Source organism: Bradyrhizobium sp. STM 3809 (assembly GCF_000239795.1).
GTDB lineage: Bacteria > Pseudomonadota > Alphaproteobacteria > Rhizobiales > Xanthobacteraceae > Bradyrhizobium.
Genome location: NZ_CAFJ01000125.1, coordinates 19,885 through 38,681, shown reverse-complemented (window position 1 = coordinate 38,681; position 18,797 = coordinate 19,885). Strand labels below are relative to the sequence as shown.

The 18,797-nt window shown below is 67.7% G+C and carries 13 protein-coding genes; 5 read left to right on the top strand and 8 right to left on the bottom strand.

Annotated features, from left to right (window positions below):
• Nucleotides 1-62 precede the first annotated feature (62 nt).
• A complete protein-coding gene (locus tag BRAS3809_RS06430) occupies nt 63-2,078 on the bottom strand; it encodes an aq_1923 C-terminal domain (RefSeq protein ID WP_008961287.1) in 2,016 nt (671 codons plus the stop codon).
• Nucleotides 2,079-2,404: 326 nt separating this feature from the next.
• On the opposite strand from BRAS3809_RS06430, the gene BRAS3809_RS06425 reads away from it, so the two are divergent.
• Together BRAS3809_RS06425 and BRAS3809_RS06420 are read left to right on the top strand one after the other, a co-directional pair.
• Nucleotides 2,405-4,717, top strand: coding sequence for an NADP-dependent malic enzyme (locus BRAS3809_RS06425; RefSeq protein ID WP_008961286.1), 2,313 nt, complete (start codon nt 2,405-2,407; stop codon nt 4,715-4,717).
• A gap of 147 nt (nt 4,718-4,864) precedes the next feature.
• The gene (locus BRAS3809_RS06420; RefSeq protein ID WP_008961285.1) at nt 4,865-5,320 is read left to right on the top strand and encodes a DoxX family protein; all 456 of its coding nucleotides are present in this window, start codon (nt 4,865-4,867) and stop codon (nt 5,318-5,320) included.
• Between the two features lie 9 nt (nt 5,321-5,329).
• On the opposite strand, the gene BRAS3809_RS06415 is transcribed toward BRAS3809_RS06420, so the two are convergent.
• From BRAS3809_RS06415 to BRAS3809_RS06400, 4 genes are all read right to left on the bottom strand, one after another.
• Complete coding sequence (locus BRAS3809_RS06415; protein ID WP_008961284.1) at nt 5,330-5,890, bottom strand: dihydrofolate reductase family protein; 561 nt, start codon at nt 5,888-5,890, stop codon at nt 5,330-5,332.
• Between the two features lie 19 nt (nt 5,891-5,909).
• Nucleotides 5,910-6,872: a polysaccharide deacetylase family protein gene (locus BRAS3809_RS06410; RefSeq protein ID WP_008961283.1), complete on the bottom strand. Its 963-nt coding sequence runs from the start codon at nt 6,870-6,872 to the stop codon at nt 5,910-5,912.
• Between the two features lie 159 nt (nt 6,873-7,031).
• Nucleotides 7,032-7,607: a glutathione peroxidase gene (locus BRAS3809_RS06405; RefSeq protein ID WP_008961282.1), complete on the bottom strand. Its 576-nt coding sequence runs from the start codon at nt 7,605-7,607 to the stop codon at nt 7,032-7,034.
• A gap of 156 nt (nt 7,608-7,763) precedes the next feature.
• On the bottom strand, nt 7,764-9,575 hold the full coding sequence (locus BRAS3809_RS06400; protein WP_008961281.1) for a L,D-transpeptidase: 1,812 nt from the start codon (nt 9,573-9,575) through the stop codon (nt 7,764-7,766).
• A gap of 228 nt (nt 9,576-9,803) precedes the next feature.
• On the opposite strand from BRAS3809_RS06400, the gene BRAS3809_RS06395 reads away from it, so the two are divergent.
• A complete protein-coding gene (locus tag BRAS3809_RS06395; RefSeq protein WP_008961280.1) occupies nt 9,804-10,355 on the top strand; it encodes a CreA family protein in 552 nt (183 codons plus the stop codon).
• A gap of 390 nt (nt 10,356-10,745) precedes the next feature.
• Nucleotides 10,746-11,357, top strand: coding sequence for a hypothetical protein (locus BRAS3809_RS36505; RefSeq protein ID WP_170323262.1), 612 nt, complete (start codon nt 10,746-10,748; stop codon nt 11,355-11,357).
• Nucleotides 11,358-11,511: 154 nt separating this feature from the next.
• On the opposite strand, the gene BRAS3809_RS06380 is transcribed toward BRAS3809_RS36505, so the two are convergent.
• Nucleotides 11,512-13,236 carry a type I secretion system permease/ATPase gene (locus tag BRAS3809_RS06380; protein WP_008961276.1) on the bottom strand — a complete coding sequence of 575 codons (1,725 nt, stop codon included), beginning with the start codon at nt 13,234-13,236 and terminating at the stop codon, nt 11,512-11,514.
• A gap of 177 nt (nt 13,237-13,413) precedes the next feature.
• Between BRAS3809_RS06380 and BRAS3809_RS06375 the strand changes: the two genes are divergently transcribed.
• A complete protein-coding gene (locus BRAS3809_RS06375) occupies nt 13,414-15,096 on the top strand; it encodes an adenylate/guanylate cyclase domain-containing protein (RefSeq protein WP_008961275.1) in 1,683 nt (560 codons plus the stop codon).
• A gap of 8 nt (nt 15,097-15,104) precedes the next feature.
• On the opposite strand, the gene BRAS3809_RS06370 is transcribed toward BRAS3809_RS06375, so the two are convergent.
• Nucleotides 15,105-16,451: an HlyD family type I secretion periplasmic adaptor subunit gene (locus tag BRAS3809_RS06370; RefSeq protein WP_008961274.1), complete on the bottom strand. Its 1,347-nt coding sequence runs from the start codon at nt 16,449-16,451 to the stop codon at nt 15,105-15,107.
• Between the two features lie 143 nt (nt 16,452-16,594).
• Nucleotides 16,595-18,727, bottom strand: coding sequence for a beta strand repeat-containing protein (locus tag BRAS3809_RS06365; protein WP_008961273.1), 2,133 nt, complete (start codon nt 18,725-18,727; stop codon nt 16,595-16,597).
• Nucleotides 18,728-18,797 lie beyond the last annotated feature (70 nt).

The window sequence follows — 18,797 nt, the reverse complement described above, 5'->3', positions numbered from 1 at the left end:
ACGGAGGAGAGAGGCGTGGACTTACGTCCTGGCTCGCGCCACAGCCCCGATTCTGGCGGAACTCAGGGCGCCGTCTGGGCCTCGATCTTGAACTGCGCCAGCGCGCTCGGCGGATCCATCGCGATCAACTGGGCGAGCTGCATGGCGGGGACCTTGGCGCGGGGCGAGAGCTTCAGCGTAAACGTCTGGCGCGGCTTCTCGACGAAGCGGCTGACGGCGTCGACGGCGCCGGCGACATCGGCATTATCGGCGGCGACCTGGGCGCCGATCGCCTTGATGCTGTCGACCAGCGCCTTGCGCGCGGCGTCGCGGGGGATGGCATGGCTGCGCGCGTAGTTGGCGACGAGCACGTCGACGACGCCGAGATCGCGCACGGTCAAAGCGAGCCCGCTGGCCTCGATCTGCGCCGCGGCGGTCGTCGCCTGCTGCAGGTCGATGGTGAACACCTCGCGCGGTACCTGGGACAGCGACACGTTGGCGGAGGCCGCGACGAGATTGCTGACCTCGAGCTTGAACGGCTCGAGAGCGAAGGAGCTCGCGTTCTCGGTCCAGCCAAGGCCGAGATCGGCGTCGACCGCGGCGGTGTCGATGCCGGCGACCAGGAGCGGCAGCAGCGCCGGGTTCGAGGGGTCGAGCGGTCCGGCCATCTTGGCGACCAGGCGCGCCTTCGTCGGGATGGGGCCGACGAACTGGCCCCAATCGAGGCTGACGGTCTCGATCCGCACCGGCTTGTCGCCCGCCTTGTAGGGCGCCATCAGCCCCTTCAACTCGACGCCGTCGAGCAGCTTCAACAGCACGATCGCGTCCGCGGCGGCCGGCTTGGCGGTCTGCGCCGCGTATTTGGCGGCGAAGCGCAGCAGGCCCGCGACGTCGAAGCCCTTCAGTGCGAAGCGTCCGAGCTTGACCGGGCCGTTGGGCGAGAGGCCGTCGAAGCCTTCGAGCGCGATGTCGCCCTTGCCGTCGCGCAAATCGACGCGGATCGCCGAAAGCTTGAGCGGCCCTTGCGGCGTCTCGATCGTCATGCCGCGCATCTCGGCGTTCTTCAGCGCGATGCCTTCGTAGATGCCGGCGACCCTCTCCATGAGCTCGCGTGCCTGCTCGGGCGTGGGCTGCGCGGCGCTGGACGCGGGCAGGGCGGCGAGCAGCGCGGGCAGTTGCAGCCGCGATGGCCGGACGCTGAATTCGTCGAGCGAGATGCCGTCCATGCGCATTCGCACGCCGGCATCCGAGCTGACCTCGTAGGCGCCGGTCGTCACCCGGCCATAGAGCCGGCGGGCGCTGTCGTCCTTGGCAGCGTCCGGATCGAGGACGGCCAGGAATGCGCCGGCATCGATGTCGCGGTGAACGATATCGGTGATGCGCCCCTGCATCTTCTCGACCTTGCCGGACTGCCCGCTGCTCGCTGCGAGCTTGTTGGCCGGCTGCTGCATGCTCATCGTGAATGCCACCTCGTCGAGCTTGTAGCTCGCGATGCGGCCGTCCTTGATGTTCTCGACGGTGAAGCCGGTATAGGTGAATTCCGCCGGACCAGCGGCGGCCGGTCCGCCCTCCATGGTGCCGTTCGCACGCGGAATGGTCAGCGCGCTCGCGTTGATCGCGACGAATTGCTGGATCAGCGCACGGTAGCTTTCGAGCAGGCCGCCGCCGGCCGGGACGGCGGCGAAGCGGGCGGGACCGGCGTAATCCTTCACCACGATCTGCGGCAGCTTGTAACTCACGCGCAGCGCCGCCGGGCCGGGGATCTGGCCGGTGATCGCGACGTCGCTCACCTCGAGGCTGGAGGCCGCCACGTGCTCGCTGTCGGGCTGGCTCAGCCCGGTCGCCGTGATCGCGCCGAACGTGACGCTGGCCGGCGGCTGGGCCGCCGACTCGATCTTGACATCGGCGATCGTCAATTTGCGCGACCACAGGTCGAAGCCGACCTTGCCGTGGCTCGCGGTGGCGCCATTCTGGCGAATCTGGGCGAAACTGGCCTCGACCTCGCGCTCCGCGCGCGCCTGGGCGTACCAGGGGATGCCGACCAGGCCGGCGATGCCGAGGACGACCACGGCTGCGATTGCGATCAGGATACGGTTCATTCGATGTGCTCCGCCCGAATCCTCGCCCAAGGATCAGCTTAAGGATTAGCTTATGGATCAGCCCAAGGGGCAAACCCAAGGACCAACGTAGGGACCAGCCCAAGGCTTAGGCAGCAGGATCAGGATAGTCTGGATGAATGCGATGGAGTAGGGATGTGCTTCTGCGAAAAGGAAAATTGCTGGTCCGGGATGCCTGCGGAGATGGTTTCGGATGTTGCATGAAAGCCGCCCAACGTGCATCACATGCGCTTCCACCGGCCGGAAAAATCGACGTCTGACCGAACCTCAAGAGACCAAAAATCCGGGTCGGAAACGCTGGAGCACGTATGTCGTCGTCCTATTCTGAAGATCTTCGTTCCGCAGCCCTGGCCTACCACCGCCTGCCGCGGCCCGGCAAGCTGGAGATCCAGGCTTCCAAGCCGCTCGCCAACCAGCGCGACCTCGCGCTCGCTTATTCCCCCGGCGTGGCCGCTGCCTGCACCGAGATCGCCAACAACCCGGCCGAGGCCGCCTCGCTGACCGCGCGGGCCAATCTGGTCGCCGTCGTCTCCAACGGCACCGCCGTGCTCGGGCTCGGCAATATCGGCCCGCTGGCCTCCAAGCCGGTCATGGAAGGCAAGGCGGTCCTGTTCAAGAAATTCGCCGGCATCGACGTGTTCGACATCGAGATCAATGCCGAGACGATCGACCGGGTGGTCGAGACGGTGGCGGCGCTGGAGCCGACCTTCGGCGGCATCAACCTCGAGGACATCAAGGGACCGGAGTGCTTCGAGATCGAGGCGCGGCTCAAGGAGCGGATGAAGATCCCGGTCTTCCATGACGACCAGCACGGCACCGCGATCATCGTCGGCGCCGCCATCAAGAACGCGCTGTCGCTGGCTGGCAAGCAGCTCTCCGAGGTCAAGATCGTGACGTCGGGCGCGGGCGCCGCCGCGATCGCCTGCCTCAATCTGCTGGTGTCGATGGGCGCGCAGCGCAAGAACATCTGGGTCTGCGACATCGACGGTGTCGTGCATGAGGGCCGCAACACGCTGATGGACCCCTGGAAGGCGGTCTATGCGCAGAAGACCGACAAGCGGACCTTGGCCGATGTGATCGGCGGCGCCGACATCTTCTTAGGGCTCTCCGCCGGCGGCGTGCTGAAACCGGATCTCTTGAAGCAGATGGCCGAGAAGCCGCTGATCATGGCGCTCGCCAATCCCAATCCGGAGATCATGCCGGAGGAGGCACGCGCGGCGCGGCCCGACGCGATGATCTGCACCGGTCGTTCGGACTTCCCGAACCAAGTCAACAACGTGCTCTGCTTCCCGTTCATCTTCCGCGGCGCGCTCGATGTCGGCGCCACCGCGATCAACGAGGCGATGAAGCAGGCGGCGGTCGATGCGATCGCGCAGCTCGCGCAGGATCCGCCGTCCGACGCGGTGAGCCGCGGCTTCGACTCCGGCGAGACCCAGGGCTTCGGCCCGGGCTCGCTGATCCCGTCTCCGTTCGATCCGCGCCTGATCCTGCGCATCGCGCCGGCGGTGGCGAAGGCCGCGATGGAGTCCGGTGTCGCGACCCGGCCGATCACCAACTTCGATGAATACACCGCGCTACTGGAGCGCTTCGCGTTCCGCTCCGGCCTGATCATGAAGCCGGTGTTCGCCAAGGCCAAGGCGCAGCCGGTGCGCGTGATCTATGCCGAGGGCGAGGACGAGCGCGTGCTGCGCGCCACGCAGGTGGTGCTGGAAGAGAAGCTGGCGCGGCCGATCCTGGTGGGGCGTCCGAGCGTCGTCGAGGCGCGGATCAAGCGCTTCGGCCTGTCGATCAAGGCCGGGCGTGACTTCGATCTCGTCAACCCCGAGGACGATCCGCGCTACCGCTCCTACGTGCAGAGCTACATCGAGATCGCCGGCCGGCGCGGCGTGACGCCGGATGCGGCGCGCACGGTGGTGCGCACCAATGCCACCGTCATCGCGGCGCTGGCGGTGGTTCGCGGCGAGGCGGATGCGATGATCTGCGGCGTCGAGGGCCGCTACATGAGCCATCTGCGTCACGTCCGCGAGATCATCGGCTTCATGCCGGGGGTCAGCGACTATGCGGCGCTGGCGCTCACCATCACCAGCAAGGGCGCTTATTTCATCGGCGACACCCAGGTGCGCCCCGATCCGACCGCGGAGGAGCTCGCCGAGATGGCCTCGCTCGCGGCCAACCACGTCACGCGCTTCAACATCAAGCCGAAGATCGCCTTCGTCTCGCATTCCGATTTCGGCAGCTACGATACCGAGTCCTCGCGCAAGATGCGGCAGGCGACGGCGCTGTTGAAGCAGCATCGTCCGGACCTCGAGGCCGATGGCGAGATGCAGGGCGACACCGCGCTGTCGGCGACGGCGCGCAAGGCGATCCTGCCGCATTCGGATCTCGACGGCTCGGCCAACGTCCTGATCATGCCGAACCTCGACGCCGCCAACGTCGCCTATCAGATGATCAAGGTGCTGGCGGATGCGGTTCCCGTCGGTCCGATCCTGATCGGTCCGGCGCGGCCGGCGCACATCCTCACCCCCTCGGTGACGGCCCGCGGCATCCTCAACATGACGGCGGTGGCCGCCGTCGAGGCGCAGGAACGGGCGGGGAGGGCACAGCCGACGCTGTTCGCGTGATCGTCCTGACGTGATCGAAGTGTGGCGGAATTCGTCCGGTTTCGGTCGCATTCCGCCCGCCTTTATTGTTGAAAAGCGTTCGCGATGTCACAGATCCCGCCGGTCCGTCGGCACCATGTCGTTTGAAGTCGATCCACGAGGGCGAGAATGCCGGGTTTCATCACGTTCGGGCGCGTTCTGTTCGCCGTCATCTTCATCTACTCCGGCGCGACGAAGCTGCTCGGCATTGCGCCCACTGCCGACCTCATCGCCACCAAGGTGACCATTCCCGCGCTGCTCGCGCCCTATGCGGCGCAGCTCGAGGCCGCCGCGAAGATGCCGATGCCGCAGATCCTCGCGATCGCCGCCGGTGCTTTCGAGGTGCTGGCGGGGCTGATGATCGCGCTGAACTTTCTCGGCCGCTTCTTCTCGGCCCTGATGATCATCTTCGTCGGTGCGACGATCTACTACTTCCACGATTTCTGGAACCAGTCCCCGCCCGACAACGTCAAGGCCCTGATCGACGCGCTGAAGAATCTCTCGATCATCGGCGCCCTGTTCATGATCTTCGGCTACGGCAAGGGGCCGAAGCCGCCCGAGCAGAGCGCCTATGGTGACCTCTAGCCGGCCGGTTCAGGCGGCGCGCTTCCAGGCGGTGACGCTGACCTCGTGGGCGGGATCGAGCATCAGCTGATTGGCCGGCGAGAGCCCGTGGGCCGTCAGCACCTGCTGCGGCGAGCGGCCGGGACCAACCTCGGTGAAGCAGGGGGCGCCGCCGGGGATCGTGACGTGGGGCGCGAACGACAGGAAGAAGGTGTCGTAGCGGTCCATGAACATGTCGAACACGACGGGACCGCCGATGATCGCCACGGTGCCGCTCGTGACGCCGGCGGCCGCGCAGGCCTGCTCGAACGGGGCGCCGGCCGGGTTCCAAAGCACGGAATGCGGCTTCTCGGTGTCCGGCGCAATCCCCGCCACCGAGCGCGTCACCACCAGCCGTTTGCGCTTCGGCGAGTTCGGCTGGTCCTCATAGGAGTTGCGGCCGTGCACGATCAGATCCGCGCCGTCGAGGGCGCTGGAAAAAAACGCAGCGTCGCCCGGGAATTTGAGCGACGCCGGCATCACATTGTGGGAGTCGGCCAACATTCCGTCGGCCGACGCGATGACATACCCTTCGAGACGTAACTTGGTCACTGACGAAACAGATCCTCGATCATTCGGACACTGTCGTCACAACGCTCGAGACCGGCCGTTGGCTCACCGTCGGCAGCTTCGCGATCTTGCCGAGCTGCTCGTCATATTGCGGCAGCGACTGCACCGGCGCCTTGGCGCGCATCGCAACGACCTTGTAGCCGCCGGCCTTCAGGCGGCGCAGCAGCTCGGGCAGGGCTTCGGCGGTGTGCTTGTGGAAGTCGTGCATCAGGATGATGCCCTTGCCGAGCTTGTCGAGCTTCTTGAAAGTGACGTCGATGACCGCCTGCGCATTGCGCGCCTTGAAGTCGAACGAGTCGAGGTCGCAGGAGAAGATGCCGATGTTGCGGGTGCCGAGATAGGTCACCATCTCCGGCGGGTGCTGCAGGGCGGGAAAGCGGAAGAACGGCGCCGGCGAGTTGCCGCCGAGTGCCCATTTCACGGCGCTGATGCCGAGTTCGATCTCTTCCTTGCGCTGGTCCTCGGTCAGCTTCTTGTTGGTCAGCGCCGCGTGCGACCAGGTGTGCGTGCCCACCGTGTGGCCGGCGTTGTAGACCTGCTTCAGGATCTCCGGATAGTAGGTCGCGTGCTTGCCGATGATGAAGAAGATGCCGGTGGTGCACTGATCGGCGAGCGCCTTGAGCACGCCAGGAGTGTTCTCCGGCCACGGGCCGTCGTCGAACGTCAGGACGACTTCGTGATCCTTGAGGAAATCGAGATCCTTGAAGTGCTCGAAGCCGAAGCCGGGACCGCCCGTGGTGTCGATCTCGACCGTGCGGCCGACGCCGAGCGCCTCGGGGTTCATGCAGGGCGCGCGCGGTGGCTGGGCCTGTGCGGCAGGCTGTGCCGCAGCGGCGGCAGGCGCTGGAGCGGCAGCCGGCGTTGGAGCTGCTGCCGTGCGCTGGGCCTGCGACCAGGCCGCGCTGGACGCCAGGAGCGACGCCGCCAAAGAAGTTGCGAACACCAGTCCAGCCGCAATCCGCATCGTGTTTCCTCGGGGTTGTTGCAACGGGAGCGCCGCACCGGGAGTCGCTCCGCCATCCGGCTCGGGATACTAGCCCAGCAGCCGGACGGGCGCCAAAAGGAAACGCGGCGAAAAAGCGGGGAAGCTGCCGGGTTTCGCCGCATTCTTTCCGAGTGTTGCTCAGCCGTCGGCGAGCATCCGGGCCACTGCGGTCTTGACCCGGGTATCGGTCGGCTCGACCGAGGAGGCGAACACGTCGGCAATGTAGCCGTCACGGCCGACCAGGTATTTGTGGAAGTTCCATCGCGGCGTTTCCTTGGGCCGCGCTTCTGCGGCCCAGCGGTAGAACGGGTGCGCATTGGAACCGGTCACGACCGCCTTCGCCGTCATCGGGAAGGTAACGCCGTATTCCTTGTTGGCCAGCGCAGCGATGTCGCTGCCGACACCTGGCTCCTGGTTGAAGTCGTTGGAGGGCACGGCGATGATGGTGAGGCCGCGCTCATGGAACTCGCTCCAGAGCTGCTGCAGTCCGGTGTATTGGGGCGTGTAGCCGCATTGCGAGGCGGTGTTCACGACCAGCACCGGCTTGCCGGCGAAATCGGCCAGGCGAATCGGCTCCCCCGACGGCACAGCGAAGGAGAACCGGTACGCCGTCGTCTTGCTCACCGCATTATCCGCCTGGGCGGCGCGCGAGGCGAGCATCGCGCCGGACACGGACGCACCGAGGCCGAGAACAACCATCCTGCGATCGATCATGTGAATCTCCCTGTGCAGAGCCCGCCCCGTCAGCACGAATGCGGCCGCGCGCGACCTGCCGCTTCATCAAACGGCCGTGGCGTTGCGTCGGATCAGACTGCTTTCCAGCAAGGGGATACCCTTGCCCTGGGGCGGAAAAAGGGACCTCGTTGGCCGTCAGCGCAGCGAAACGATGAACTCGGTGCCCTCGCCGGTCTCGCCCTGATTGATGCCCTGGTCGGACACGATCAGCGAGCTGCCAGCCGAGAGCGCTTCGCCGAGCCAGGCCATCACATCGGCGGGAATGGTGATACGATCGAGCGCCTCGGCGGGCGAGCTCTGCAGCAGGACCGGCTTGGCGTCGGCGACGGCCTCGGCGGACTTCTTGCCGCGCCGGGTTGCTTTGTCCGCACCGTCATGCGCCGCCACGCTGCGCGCGGTGGCCGGCAGGGAGATGACCGACCAGTGCATGGTGGCCGGATCGGTTTTGTCGGCCGTCGCCGTGAACACGTGGGTGCCGAGCGGCTTGTCGGACGGCGCGATGGTGACGGGGGTGTTGAACACCGGCGCGAAATTCTGCCGGACGTAGAGCTTGGAGTCCTTGCGGCTGATGAAGATCGCGACCTGGCTGTTGCGCTTCAGTTCGGGCTTGGGCGCGATCGGCTTGTCGGGAGCCGCGACGCGCGACTGATCCTTCGTGGCATCCTTGTCGTCGAGCGCCTTTGCCGGCGCGTCGGCGGTGGTCGTCGACGGCGCTGCAGGCTGGTCCGCAGTCTTGGCGCCGGCCGGTTTGACGTCGGCAGCCTTGGTCTCCGTAGCTTCGGCATCCGGGGCCTTGGTTTCGGTGGCCTTGGTCTCAGTCGCGTTGGCAGCGGTGGCCTTGGCATCGGCCGGCATGAGATCGGTCGAGCCGGTTGCGTCCAGCTTGGCCGGCGCTTCCACGGCCTTTTCGGGTGGTGTTGCCTGAGCCGTCTCGGCCGGCTGACCGTCCAGTGTCGGCGCGACATCGGAAACAGGCTTCGCCTCGTCCGTCGACGCAGCGCTCGAAAGCGACGATTCGGCGACGGCCGGCTTCAGATCGGCGGCCACGTCGCGCGTTTCGATCCGCACCGATTGGACGGGCTCTGCCGTCGGCGCGGCGTCAGAGGCCACCGCCGGCACTGCGTTGCTGGCATCGGCGGTGCGCAGCTCACGCGCGGCCGGCATCGCGTCATCGGCAGCACGGGCGCCTTCGCCATGGCCGATCGTGGCACGCAGATCGATCGTTGCGACCGTGATGGTCGGCGCCAGCGCCGCGCCCTTGTCCGACTTGGTCGTGGTGGGGGAATTGGCGTCGGGCTGAATCGAGGCGCTCGGCTGCGGCGCCTTCAGGGCGGCGAGGAGCGGATGCGAGAAGTTGGCGGGCGCGACCTCGCTGGGGGTCACCAGCACGCGGGATCCCATTCGCGTCCAGCCATAGATCTTGGGCGCGAAGCTGGCTGGCATGCGAATGCAGCCATGCGAGGCCGGGTAGCCCGGCAGCACGCCGGCGTGCAGCGCGACGCCCGACCAGGTGATGCGCTGCATGAACGGCATCGGCGCGCCGCTATAGATGTTGGAGCGATGGAATTTCTGCTTCTGGATGACACTGAACACGCCCATCGGCGTCGAGTGTCCCTTCATGCCGGTCGAGACGGGCGCCTCGGCGAACAGGCCGTTGGCGTCGTAGACCTTGAGCTGCTGCTTGCTGATCGACACCGCGATCGTGACCGGCCCTTGCGGCTTGGCGGCTTCCTTCTCGATCGTGGCAGGCTTCTGACCGTGTCGCGTCTTGGTCTTGCGCGGCACGATAGGGCGGGCGGCGGACGGCGCGATGGTGACCGGCTGTTGGTCGTTCCAATAATAGTAGGACGCTGCCTCAGCCCATGATGTCGCTGCCAGAACAAGCGGTACTGAAACGATTGCTGCACAATAAAACCGCCCTCTGGCGGCTGCACGAACGCGGAGCATTCCGGCAAATCCTCAAGAACCATCTGGTCTTTAGTGTCGCAGACGGAGTCCGCGTTCACCAGCTTGGGGCTTCTGCCCGGGGCGATTTTCGTTCCAATCGTAGCAGAAAAGCCTCACATCGCGTTAAACGCGCAATGCGCGCGGTAGGCGGGGAATGCCTTCCTCGCAGGCGCTTGTGTCCCTACATGGGCGGTATGCCGAGCCATCGGCGGTATAACGGAGACCGACATGTCGTTCAGAGCCACCAAGCGGTTTGATCTGTGGCTGAAAACCCTCACTTTGCTATCTCTTATCGGGCTGTCCTCGCCCGTCGTGTCAGCCTACGCCGCAGACGAGCCGGATCTGATCTTCCGTCGGTCGACCGTGTTCAAGCTGCTCAGTCCGAATGACAAGCTCGCGACCTATGGTGTTGATGATCCTGAGGTCGAGGGCGTTGCCTGCCACTTCACGGTGCCGCAGAAGGGCGGCTACGCCGGCTGGCTCGGGTTGGCCGAGGAGGTCTCGGACATCTCGCTCGCGTGCCGGCAGATCGGGCCGATCCGCTTCAAGCGCAAGCTCGAGCAGGCCGACGACATGTTCAGGCAGCGCCGCTCGCTGTTCTTTAAAAAGATGCAGATCGTGCGCGGCTGCGACGCCAAGCGGAACGTGCTCGTCTACATGGTCTATTCGGACAAGCTGATCGAGGGCTCGCCGAAGAACTCGACCTCGTCGGTCCCGATCATGCCCTGGGGCAAGTCGGACGACGGCGACGTCCAGAAGTGCGGCGACTTCATTCAGTAAGCATCCCCTCGACGTTCGATCGGCTTGCCGAGGCCTTGCCAGGCAGCAGGCGCTTGGCGGGGTCGTGGCAGCCGATCAGTTGGATGAGCATCTGTGGTATCGAGCCGGCCCCGCTCTCTCCCCGCTGCTGAGCCATCGGTGCGGAGACAGTTCCGCGCCGATGCTGCGACGGTGGGCCGACGATGAGGGAACGTGTCTTGTCCATGCGGAGCCGCGGGTCGGCAAATGATGTTCACAACGCGCAGCCTTCGGCCGAACTGCCGGGCACGAGGAGATTGCAGCACGGAGCTCAAGTACCTCCCCGGGTTCGAAATCAAACCTGGCGCTGATCCGCCCCCGTGTCACTCCAGGCCATATTGCGACATCAGCGCCTGCACCTCCGGCCGCCGCATGATGCGCGAGATCTGGGTGCCGATGGCGGCCTCATCGCTGCGGGCCGACGATGGCGGCGCCGACTTATGGGCAACGCGAGCGGGGGCCGTATTCGACGGACGCGGCGTCTTGACGGGCTTTGCGGCCGATGATGGCGACGGTGCCGTTTGCGCCTGCGGAGTCGGCGCGACGGTCGCGGCCGGAACGCTGGGCTTTGTCGGCGCCGGGGCGGTCGCAACGGCCGGCGGCATCGCGGGGACAGGCGCGGTTGCCACGGGCGGCGCAGCCGGGGTCTCAACGCGAGTCTCTGCCGTGGTCGTGGCCGCGACCGGCGGAATGGCCGCGGCAGCATTGGACGCCTTCACCGTCTCAACGGCCGCCGTTGCAGCGGTGAGTGAATTGGTGCGGGTCTGCGCGGCGGTCGGCTCGGGCATCGCCGGGACGGCCAAGGCGGAAAGCGTCATCGGTTGCGGCGAGATCGGCGCCGGCGGCTCGATCACCGGAAGCGGCGCTGCAAGCGTGGTGGCTGCCACGGGCGCGGCCACGGGCTCGCTGACGCTCGTCTCGCGCGTCTCCGGCTCGGGCCGCTTGACGTCGCTCGGCAGATTGAGCGCCTGGGTCTGTGCGTGAGCGAGCATCTGCCGGGCCGTCATCGGCGATTCTGCGAAGGCTGTGATGGGCAGCAGGACCGCGGCGGTCGCGAGCGTCAGCTGGAGAGTCACTGCGCGGGATTTCAACTTGATCATGGCTGGCTCCTTGCGATCTGCGATCTCTTGCGTTCGGTTCAGGCCGCGGCGCTGGCGGTTGCCCGGTCATGGGCGACGACGACGCGCTGGCCGCGCATCTTGGCGATCACCTCGTCGCGCGGGCCGCATGCCAGCGTCTTGCCGAAGGCCATCACCATGATGCGGTCAACATGCGCCAAAAGCTGCGGGCGGTGCGTGACGACGATCACAGTCCGGCCGGCGGCCTTCATCTGTGCCATGGCGTGAGCCAGTGCGCGCTCGCCGTCCTCGTCGAGGTTGGAGTTCGGCTCGTCGAGGATGAGGAGCCGCGGATTGCCATAGAGGGCGCGGGCGAGGCCGACGCGCTGGCGCATGCCGCCGGACAGCGCCACGCCGCCTTCGCCGATCGGGGTGTCGTAGCCGTTGGGCAGGCGCAGGATCACCTCATGCGCGCCGGCGGCCTTGGCGGCGGCGACGACGGCAGCTTCATCCACCTTGGCGAGGCGGGCGATGTTGTCGGCGACGGTGCCCGAGAACAGCTCGATGTCCTGCGGCAGATAGCCGATGTGCTTGCCGAGCCGGTTCTGGTCCCACTGGCTGTAGGCCGCGCCGTCGATGCGGATCTGGCCCTCGCGCAGCGGCCAGACGCCGGCCATCGCACGCGCCATGCTCGACTTGCCGCTGGCGGAGGCGCCGACGATCGCGAGGCTTTCGCCGGCCTTGAGCGAGAAGCTCACGCCCTTGACGGAGGGGCGGCCGGCCGCCGGCGGCCAGACCACGGCGTTCTCGACCTCGATGTCGCCACGCGGCGTCGGCAGCGCGGTCGGGGCCGCGGTGACGGGCAGGGCCTGAAACAGCTCCTCGAGGCGGCGATAGGCGGAGCGGAAGGCGATGATACGCTTCCACTGGCCGACGACCTGCTCGACCGGCGCCAGCGCGCGGCCCATGATGATCGAGGTGGCCATCATGGCGCCGGGCGAGATCTGCTGCTCGATCGCGAGCCAGGCGCCGATGCAGAGCAGGGAGGTCTGCACCGCCATGCGGGCGAACTTGGTGATGGAATGCATTGCCGCGCCGCGCTCGACCAGCGTGCTGTGGGCATCCACCATGGCCGACTGCCGGCAGCTCCAGCGATCCAGCACGATGTCGCCCATGCCGAGGCCGCGCACGACCTCGCCGTTGCGCAGCGCCGCTGCGACGAAGCGCGAGGCCTCGTTGGCCAGCGCGTTGGTGCGCTCCACGCTGGAGCGCGTGTAGAACTCGGTGAACAGCGCCAGCGAGAACAGCACGATCGCGCCGAGCAGCGAGAGGATGCCGAGATAGGCATGTTGCAGGAAGCACAGCGCGACGAACACCGGCGTCCACGGCAGGTCGCAGGCGATCGCCGCGGTGCCGCTGGAGATGCAGTCGCGGATGGTCTCGGCGTCGCGGATGATCTGCTGGCCGAAGCGGTGCCGCGGCGACAGCTCGGCCTTCATCATGGTCTCGAACAGCGGATGGCGCAGCGTGCCTTCGAACTGGACGCCGGCGCGCGCCAGCACGCCCGAGCGGGCGAATTCGAGCACGCCGTACAGCACCAGGAAGACGCCGACGATCAGGGTCAGCATCACGAGCGTGCCGAGATTGCGGCTGGTGAGCACGCGGTCATAGACCTGCATGGAGTAGAGCGGGGAGGCCAGCATGCTGGCATTGATGAAGAGGCTGAGCACGAAGGTGGCTGTGAGCGCGGGGAAGCAGGCGCGGAGCGCGGTTCCGAGCGGGCTTCGGGTGGTGGTCGTGGTCATGTCAGATCCCCCTTGAATTGGTGCTGGGGGAATTTCGCCGGGTCGCGCACAAACGACCGTGACCGACGTCACAGAGTGTGATGTCGATCCGCCGGTGCTTGAGTTGGCCGGTCGCAGACGCTACCGGATGGTCAGCCGTGCTCAGCGCGCGAAGTGGTGATCATTCGCAGTGACCTCATGCCCGCCGTAACGTTCCAGACCATCCGGCTCTTGTCGGGCCTCGTGCTGTTTGCCTTCGCCGCGACCCATTTTCTCAATCATGCGGTGGGTCTGTTCAGCCTCGAGGCGATGGACGAGGTGCAGGAGTGGCGGCTCCTGGTGACCCGGTCCTGGCCGGGGATGGTGGTGCTCTCGGCCGCTCTGCTCGCGCATGCGGCGCTGGCTTTCGCCAAGACGGTCCAGCGCGGGACGTGGCGGCTGTCCGGCTGGGAGATGGTCCAGCTCGTGACCGGATTTGCGATCCCGCTGCTGCTGTTGCCCCACATCATCGAGACCCACGTCGCGCATGCCCTGTTCGGTGTTCAGGATGGCTATCTTTACGCACTGGCGCTGCTGTGGCCGAGAGCAGCCTGGCTGCAGACGGGGCTGCTGCTGCTGGTCTGGATCCATGGTTGCGTCGGCCTGCATCACTGGCTGAAATTCCGTGGCTGGTACCGTTCCGCGCTGCCGCTGCTGATCGTGCTCGCCGTCGCGGTGCCGATGGCGGCGCTGATGGGTTTTGTGGTGTCGGGCCGCGCCGTCGCGGGGCTGTTGAGCGATCCGGCGATGGCGGATCGGATGCGGCAGGTGACGCATTGGCCCGGCGAGCTCGACATCAAATGGCTCAGCCTGCTGCAGCTGTCGGCGCGCATCGCGGTCGCTGCGCTGATCGTCGCCGGCGCGACCATCGTCGTCTTCCGCCACATTGCGCTGCTGGCGGCGCCGAAGGTTGCCATCACCATCGCCGGTGGCGCGACGGTGCAGGCCCCCATCGGCCCGACGCTGCTGGAGATCATCAGGGGCCATGCGCTGGCCGACCTGTCCGAATGCGGCGGCCGCGCCCGTTGCGGTCGCTGTCGCGTCCGCATCGAGGAGGGCGCACCGGCACTGGCTCCGCCGGGCGCCGCGGAGCGCGGTCTGCTTGCCGGCCTGAAGGCGCCGGAGAACGTACGGCTGGCGTGCCAGATCCGGCCGGCGGCGCCGCTCACAATCACGCCGCTGGTCGTCGATGGTGCGACGCTCATCCAATCCATCGATCAGGCGGACGACATCCAAAGCGAGCGCCGTGGGGTCTGTCTCGTCGAGATCCGGGTCCGGTCGTTCGCGGCGATCGCGCGCGACCGGCTGGCGTCCGACCTGGTCTTCATGGTCAACGAGATCTTCGGAGCCATCGGCGGCGCCATCGAAGCTCATGCCGGTCGGATCGATCGCTTTCTCGGCGACGGCGTGCTCGCCGTGTTCGGCGAGCAGCAGGGTCCGGATCGCGGCTGTCGCGATGCGTTGCAGGCGATCGGCGCGATCGACCTGGCCATGGACCGGGTCAACGAAAAGATCGCGGCGGAGATCGGCCGGCCGGTCGAGCTCGCGATCGGTGCGCACGTCGCCGACATGGTCGTAGGACGATTGCGGCTCGGACGCCGATCCGAGTTGGCCGTGCTCGGGCTTGGCGCGGAGGTGCCGGCGCGCCTGGCCGGGTTGGCGGAGAGCCGCGGCTGGCAGCTCGCGTTGTCGGGCGCCGTGGCCAAGGCTGCCGGCGTGGCGGGAGCGACAAGCGACAGCTTGGCCGCTTCGGAGCAGAGTGCCGATCTCGAGGTCATCGGCGTGCCGCGCGCCCGCGACCTTGCGCGGGTCGCGGACGCGGGACTGGCGGCATCGGGCTAGCTGCTGGCTCATTTTTCGCGGAACGTCTTGGCGAGCGTGTTGAGCAGCGGGCCGACCAGATATTCCAGCACGGTGCGCTCGCCGGTGGAGATGATGACATCCGCCTGCATGCCGGGCAGGATCTTCTCGGCGATCTCGGGCGGGATGGTCGAATAGTCGATCACGACGCGCGCCTTGTAGTAGCTCTGCTTGGTGGCCTCGTCGCTCACCGCGTCGGCGGACACGCTCGCGACTTTGCCGAAGATCGCCGGCGTCGTGCGCGATGAGAAATTGGCGAAGCGGACCTCGGACTTCTGACCGACGGCGACACTCTCGATGTCGCGCGGCGAGACATGCGCCATCACGTCGACGCCTTCGCCGACCGGGACGATCTCGGCCAGCGTATCGCCGGGCTTCACGACCTCGCCGATGGTGTGGACCTTCATGTTCATGACGATGCCGTCGCGCTCGGCGTAGATGTCGACCCGGCGCAGCACGTCCTCGGCGATGACGATCTTCTCGCGCAGGTCGGACAGCTTGGCGCGGGTGGCGTCGAGCTGCTGGCCGACCTCGGTCTGATATTTCTGCAAGCTCTGGTCGATCTGCAGCCGCGTCTGCGCCGCGGTCTGGGTCAGCCGCGCCACGTCGGCCTGGGCCTGGCCGAGATCACCCTCGACACGGGCGCGGTCGCGCTCCAGCTCGAGGAACTTGTTCCGCGGATAATAGCCGGCGGCGACCGCCGGGCGGACGTTGTTCATCTGCGTGTCGAAGCTCGCGAGCTGTGCCGCGAGCGCCGTGCGCTGGCGGTCGCGGCCGGCGAGCTCCTGCTGCTGCTGGACGATCTGCGAATTGAGGATGTTGATCTGGCTGATCAGGCCGTTGCGGCGCTCGACGAACAGCCGCTGCTGGTCGGCGATCGCCATCGCCGCCTCCGGCACGTTCTGCCGGTTGAGCAGCGTGTCGGGGAAGGTGATCATGCGCGCATTGCCGCGCTCGGCCAAAAGACGCGCTTCCTCGGCGAGGGCGGCATCCATCTGCTTGCGCAGCAGGTCGGTGTTGGCCTGCGCCTCGGTCGGCTGCAGCCGGAACAGCAGGTCGCCGCGATGCACCGCATTGGTTTCCTTGGCCAGGATCTCCCTGACGATTCCGCCTTCGCGATGCTGCACCACCTTGTGGTCGCCCGAGACCGACACCGTTCCCGGCGCGATCGCCGCGCGGTCCAGCGGCGCGAAGCCGGCCCAGACGCCGAAGCCGCCGAATACGAGGGCAATCGAAGCGTAGCCGAGCAGGGCGTAGCGGTGGAAATCACCCTTGGGCGTGACGCTGGAGCTGGTGCTCGTCGTGCCGAATACAGTGTCGATGGCGAGATCGTGCATCGTGGTCCCCCTTGCGAGTCCGAAATCGTCTGCCCTGGATCTAACGGGACCTGGACGTCTCCTTCTGTGCGGCGAGTCACATTGGTCTTGGTGCGGCCGGGAGCCGCCGCTTTATCGCGGCGGCTCCTGTTCTGAGCGCTCCGTCAGATGTGCATCTGATGGGCGAAGGCGTTGCCGAGCGACAGGTCGTGCAGCGTGATCGATCCGAGGTCGCCGGCATGCGCCAGCCCCGCGTCGGACAGGCCATGGCCGAGCATCGCGTGAGCGGCGCCGTCGTCGAGAGCAGCGGAGAAATCGTGCGTGCTGCTGCCGGCCGCGCCGAGATCGGCGATCGCTGGCTGAGCGAGGCCATGGTCCGCGATCGCCGCGCCGAGGTGCGTCGACGAGGCGCCGTCATGCGCCGCGCTGCCGGCCGCCTGATCCCAGAAGCTGCCGCCGACGATGATGATGCTGCTCTCACCGCCATGGCCGGCGGCTGCCGCAACATCCGCGGAGGCGAGGACATGCGCGATGTTGCTGGTCGGTCCGCCCGAACCGGCGTCGTCGGGGTTGGGCATTTCTTCACCGGGATCGTGGAACGGGCTGCCCCCGCCCGAACCGTGCGAGCCGTGCAGGCCGCCAGGCCCGCCCAGCATGTCGCCGAGGTCGCCGACGCCTTCGCCGGAGCCACCGCCGCCGTGGCCATGGCCGAACGAGACGTGGCTGTTGCCATCGTTGCCATCGGTCTCGCCGCCGTCCGGATTGGGCGAGGAGTTGGCGCCGCCCGAGCCGCTGCCCTCGGGGTCCGGCATTCCGCTTTCGCCGCCGCCATTGCCATTGCCGTTGCCGTTTTCGCCGCCCTCGCCGGAGCCGCCGCCCTCGTTGCCACCGCCGGCATTGTCGCCGCCGCCGCTGCCGCCGTGATCCCCATTGTTGGCCTCGCCGCCGCCGCCGGAGCCCGCATTGTCGTTTCCGCCGTCATGCCCGCCGCTGAACAGGCCGCCGATCGCGTCGACGACGCCGCCGACGGCGTCGCCGACCGCGCCGACGGCATCTCCGATGGCGCCGCCAACGGCATCGACCGCGCCGCCGACGGCATCACCGATCGCGCCGCCCACCTCGTTGACGATGCCGCCGATCGTATCGCCCACGGCGTGTCCGACGTCTCCGATGGCGCCGCCGATCGCGCCCCCGGCCTGGCCGATGGCGCCGCCGACGGCCCCGCCGATGTCACCGATGGCGCCGCCAGCCGAATTGAGGAAGCCGCCGACCTCGTTCAGGGCTGATCCCGCGCCTTCGAGTCCCGCGCCGATGCCACCGACAATGTCGCCCGCCGTGCCGCCGATATTGTTGCCGAGGTTCTCCAGCCCCTGACCGGCATCGCCGAGCAGTCCACCGGTTGCGCCGACCACGTCGCCGACAGCGCCAAGCGCACCGTCGACGGCGCCCGTGACCCCTTCGACAACGCCTGCCAGTCCCGCGGCGGCGCCCTCGACGGCTCCTTCGACCGCGCCGAAGCTGCCGCTGATGACGCCGTCGACGGCATGTCCCGCGCTGTCGGCGCCGGTGATCGCGCCGATCACCGCACCTCCGATTCCCTCCGCGGCGCCGACCGCATGGCCGATGATGCCGCCGACGGCGCTGCCGGCGCCTTCGATGGCGCCGATCGCGTCGTTCACCGCGCCGGCGACATCGCCGACCGCGTCGACGAGGCCGGCGACATCCTGGCCGATGTCACCGCCGATCGCGCTGGCAAGGCCCTCCGCCGCTCCGGCGGCCGCATGCTCGACGGCGCCCAGCGCGCCCTGCGCGGCATCCGCCAGCCCGCCTGGCCCGCCGGTCAGGGCGCCCAGCGCGCCACCGATGACATCGCCGGCGACATCGCCGATGACATCTGCGGCGCCGCCGATGGCATCCCCGACGTCGCCGCCGATGGCGTGGCCAAGATCGCCGATGGCTGACCCGATCGCGTCGCCGGCCTTGTCGCCGAGGCCCTCGGTGCCGCCCTGCAGCACGTCGCCGACCGCGGTCAGCACGTCCCCGACATCACCGCCGGCGAGGTCACCGATGGTCTGGAGCACGTCGCCGCCGGCGCCGAGCGCGCCATCGCCGCCGCCGGCGATGCCTGCAACATCGCCCGCGAGGTGACCGATCGTATCGCCGGCTGACGACAGGGCGGCCCCGGCGTCGCCGCCGATGGCCGTCCCTGCTGCCGCAAGACCCGACGACACGCCGTCTCCGACCTGCTGGCCGAAGCCGCCATCCTGATTGAATCCGTTGTTATCGAAGCTGCTCATGGTCTCTCTCCGCTTTGGCGATGTCGCGCGCAGAGCGCGGGTCGCCGATCGATCCGAATTGCGGGGAGAG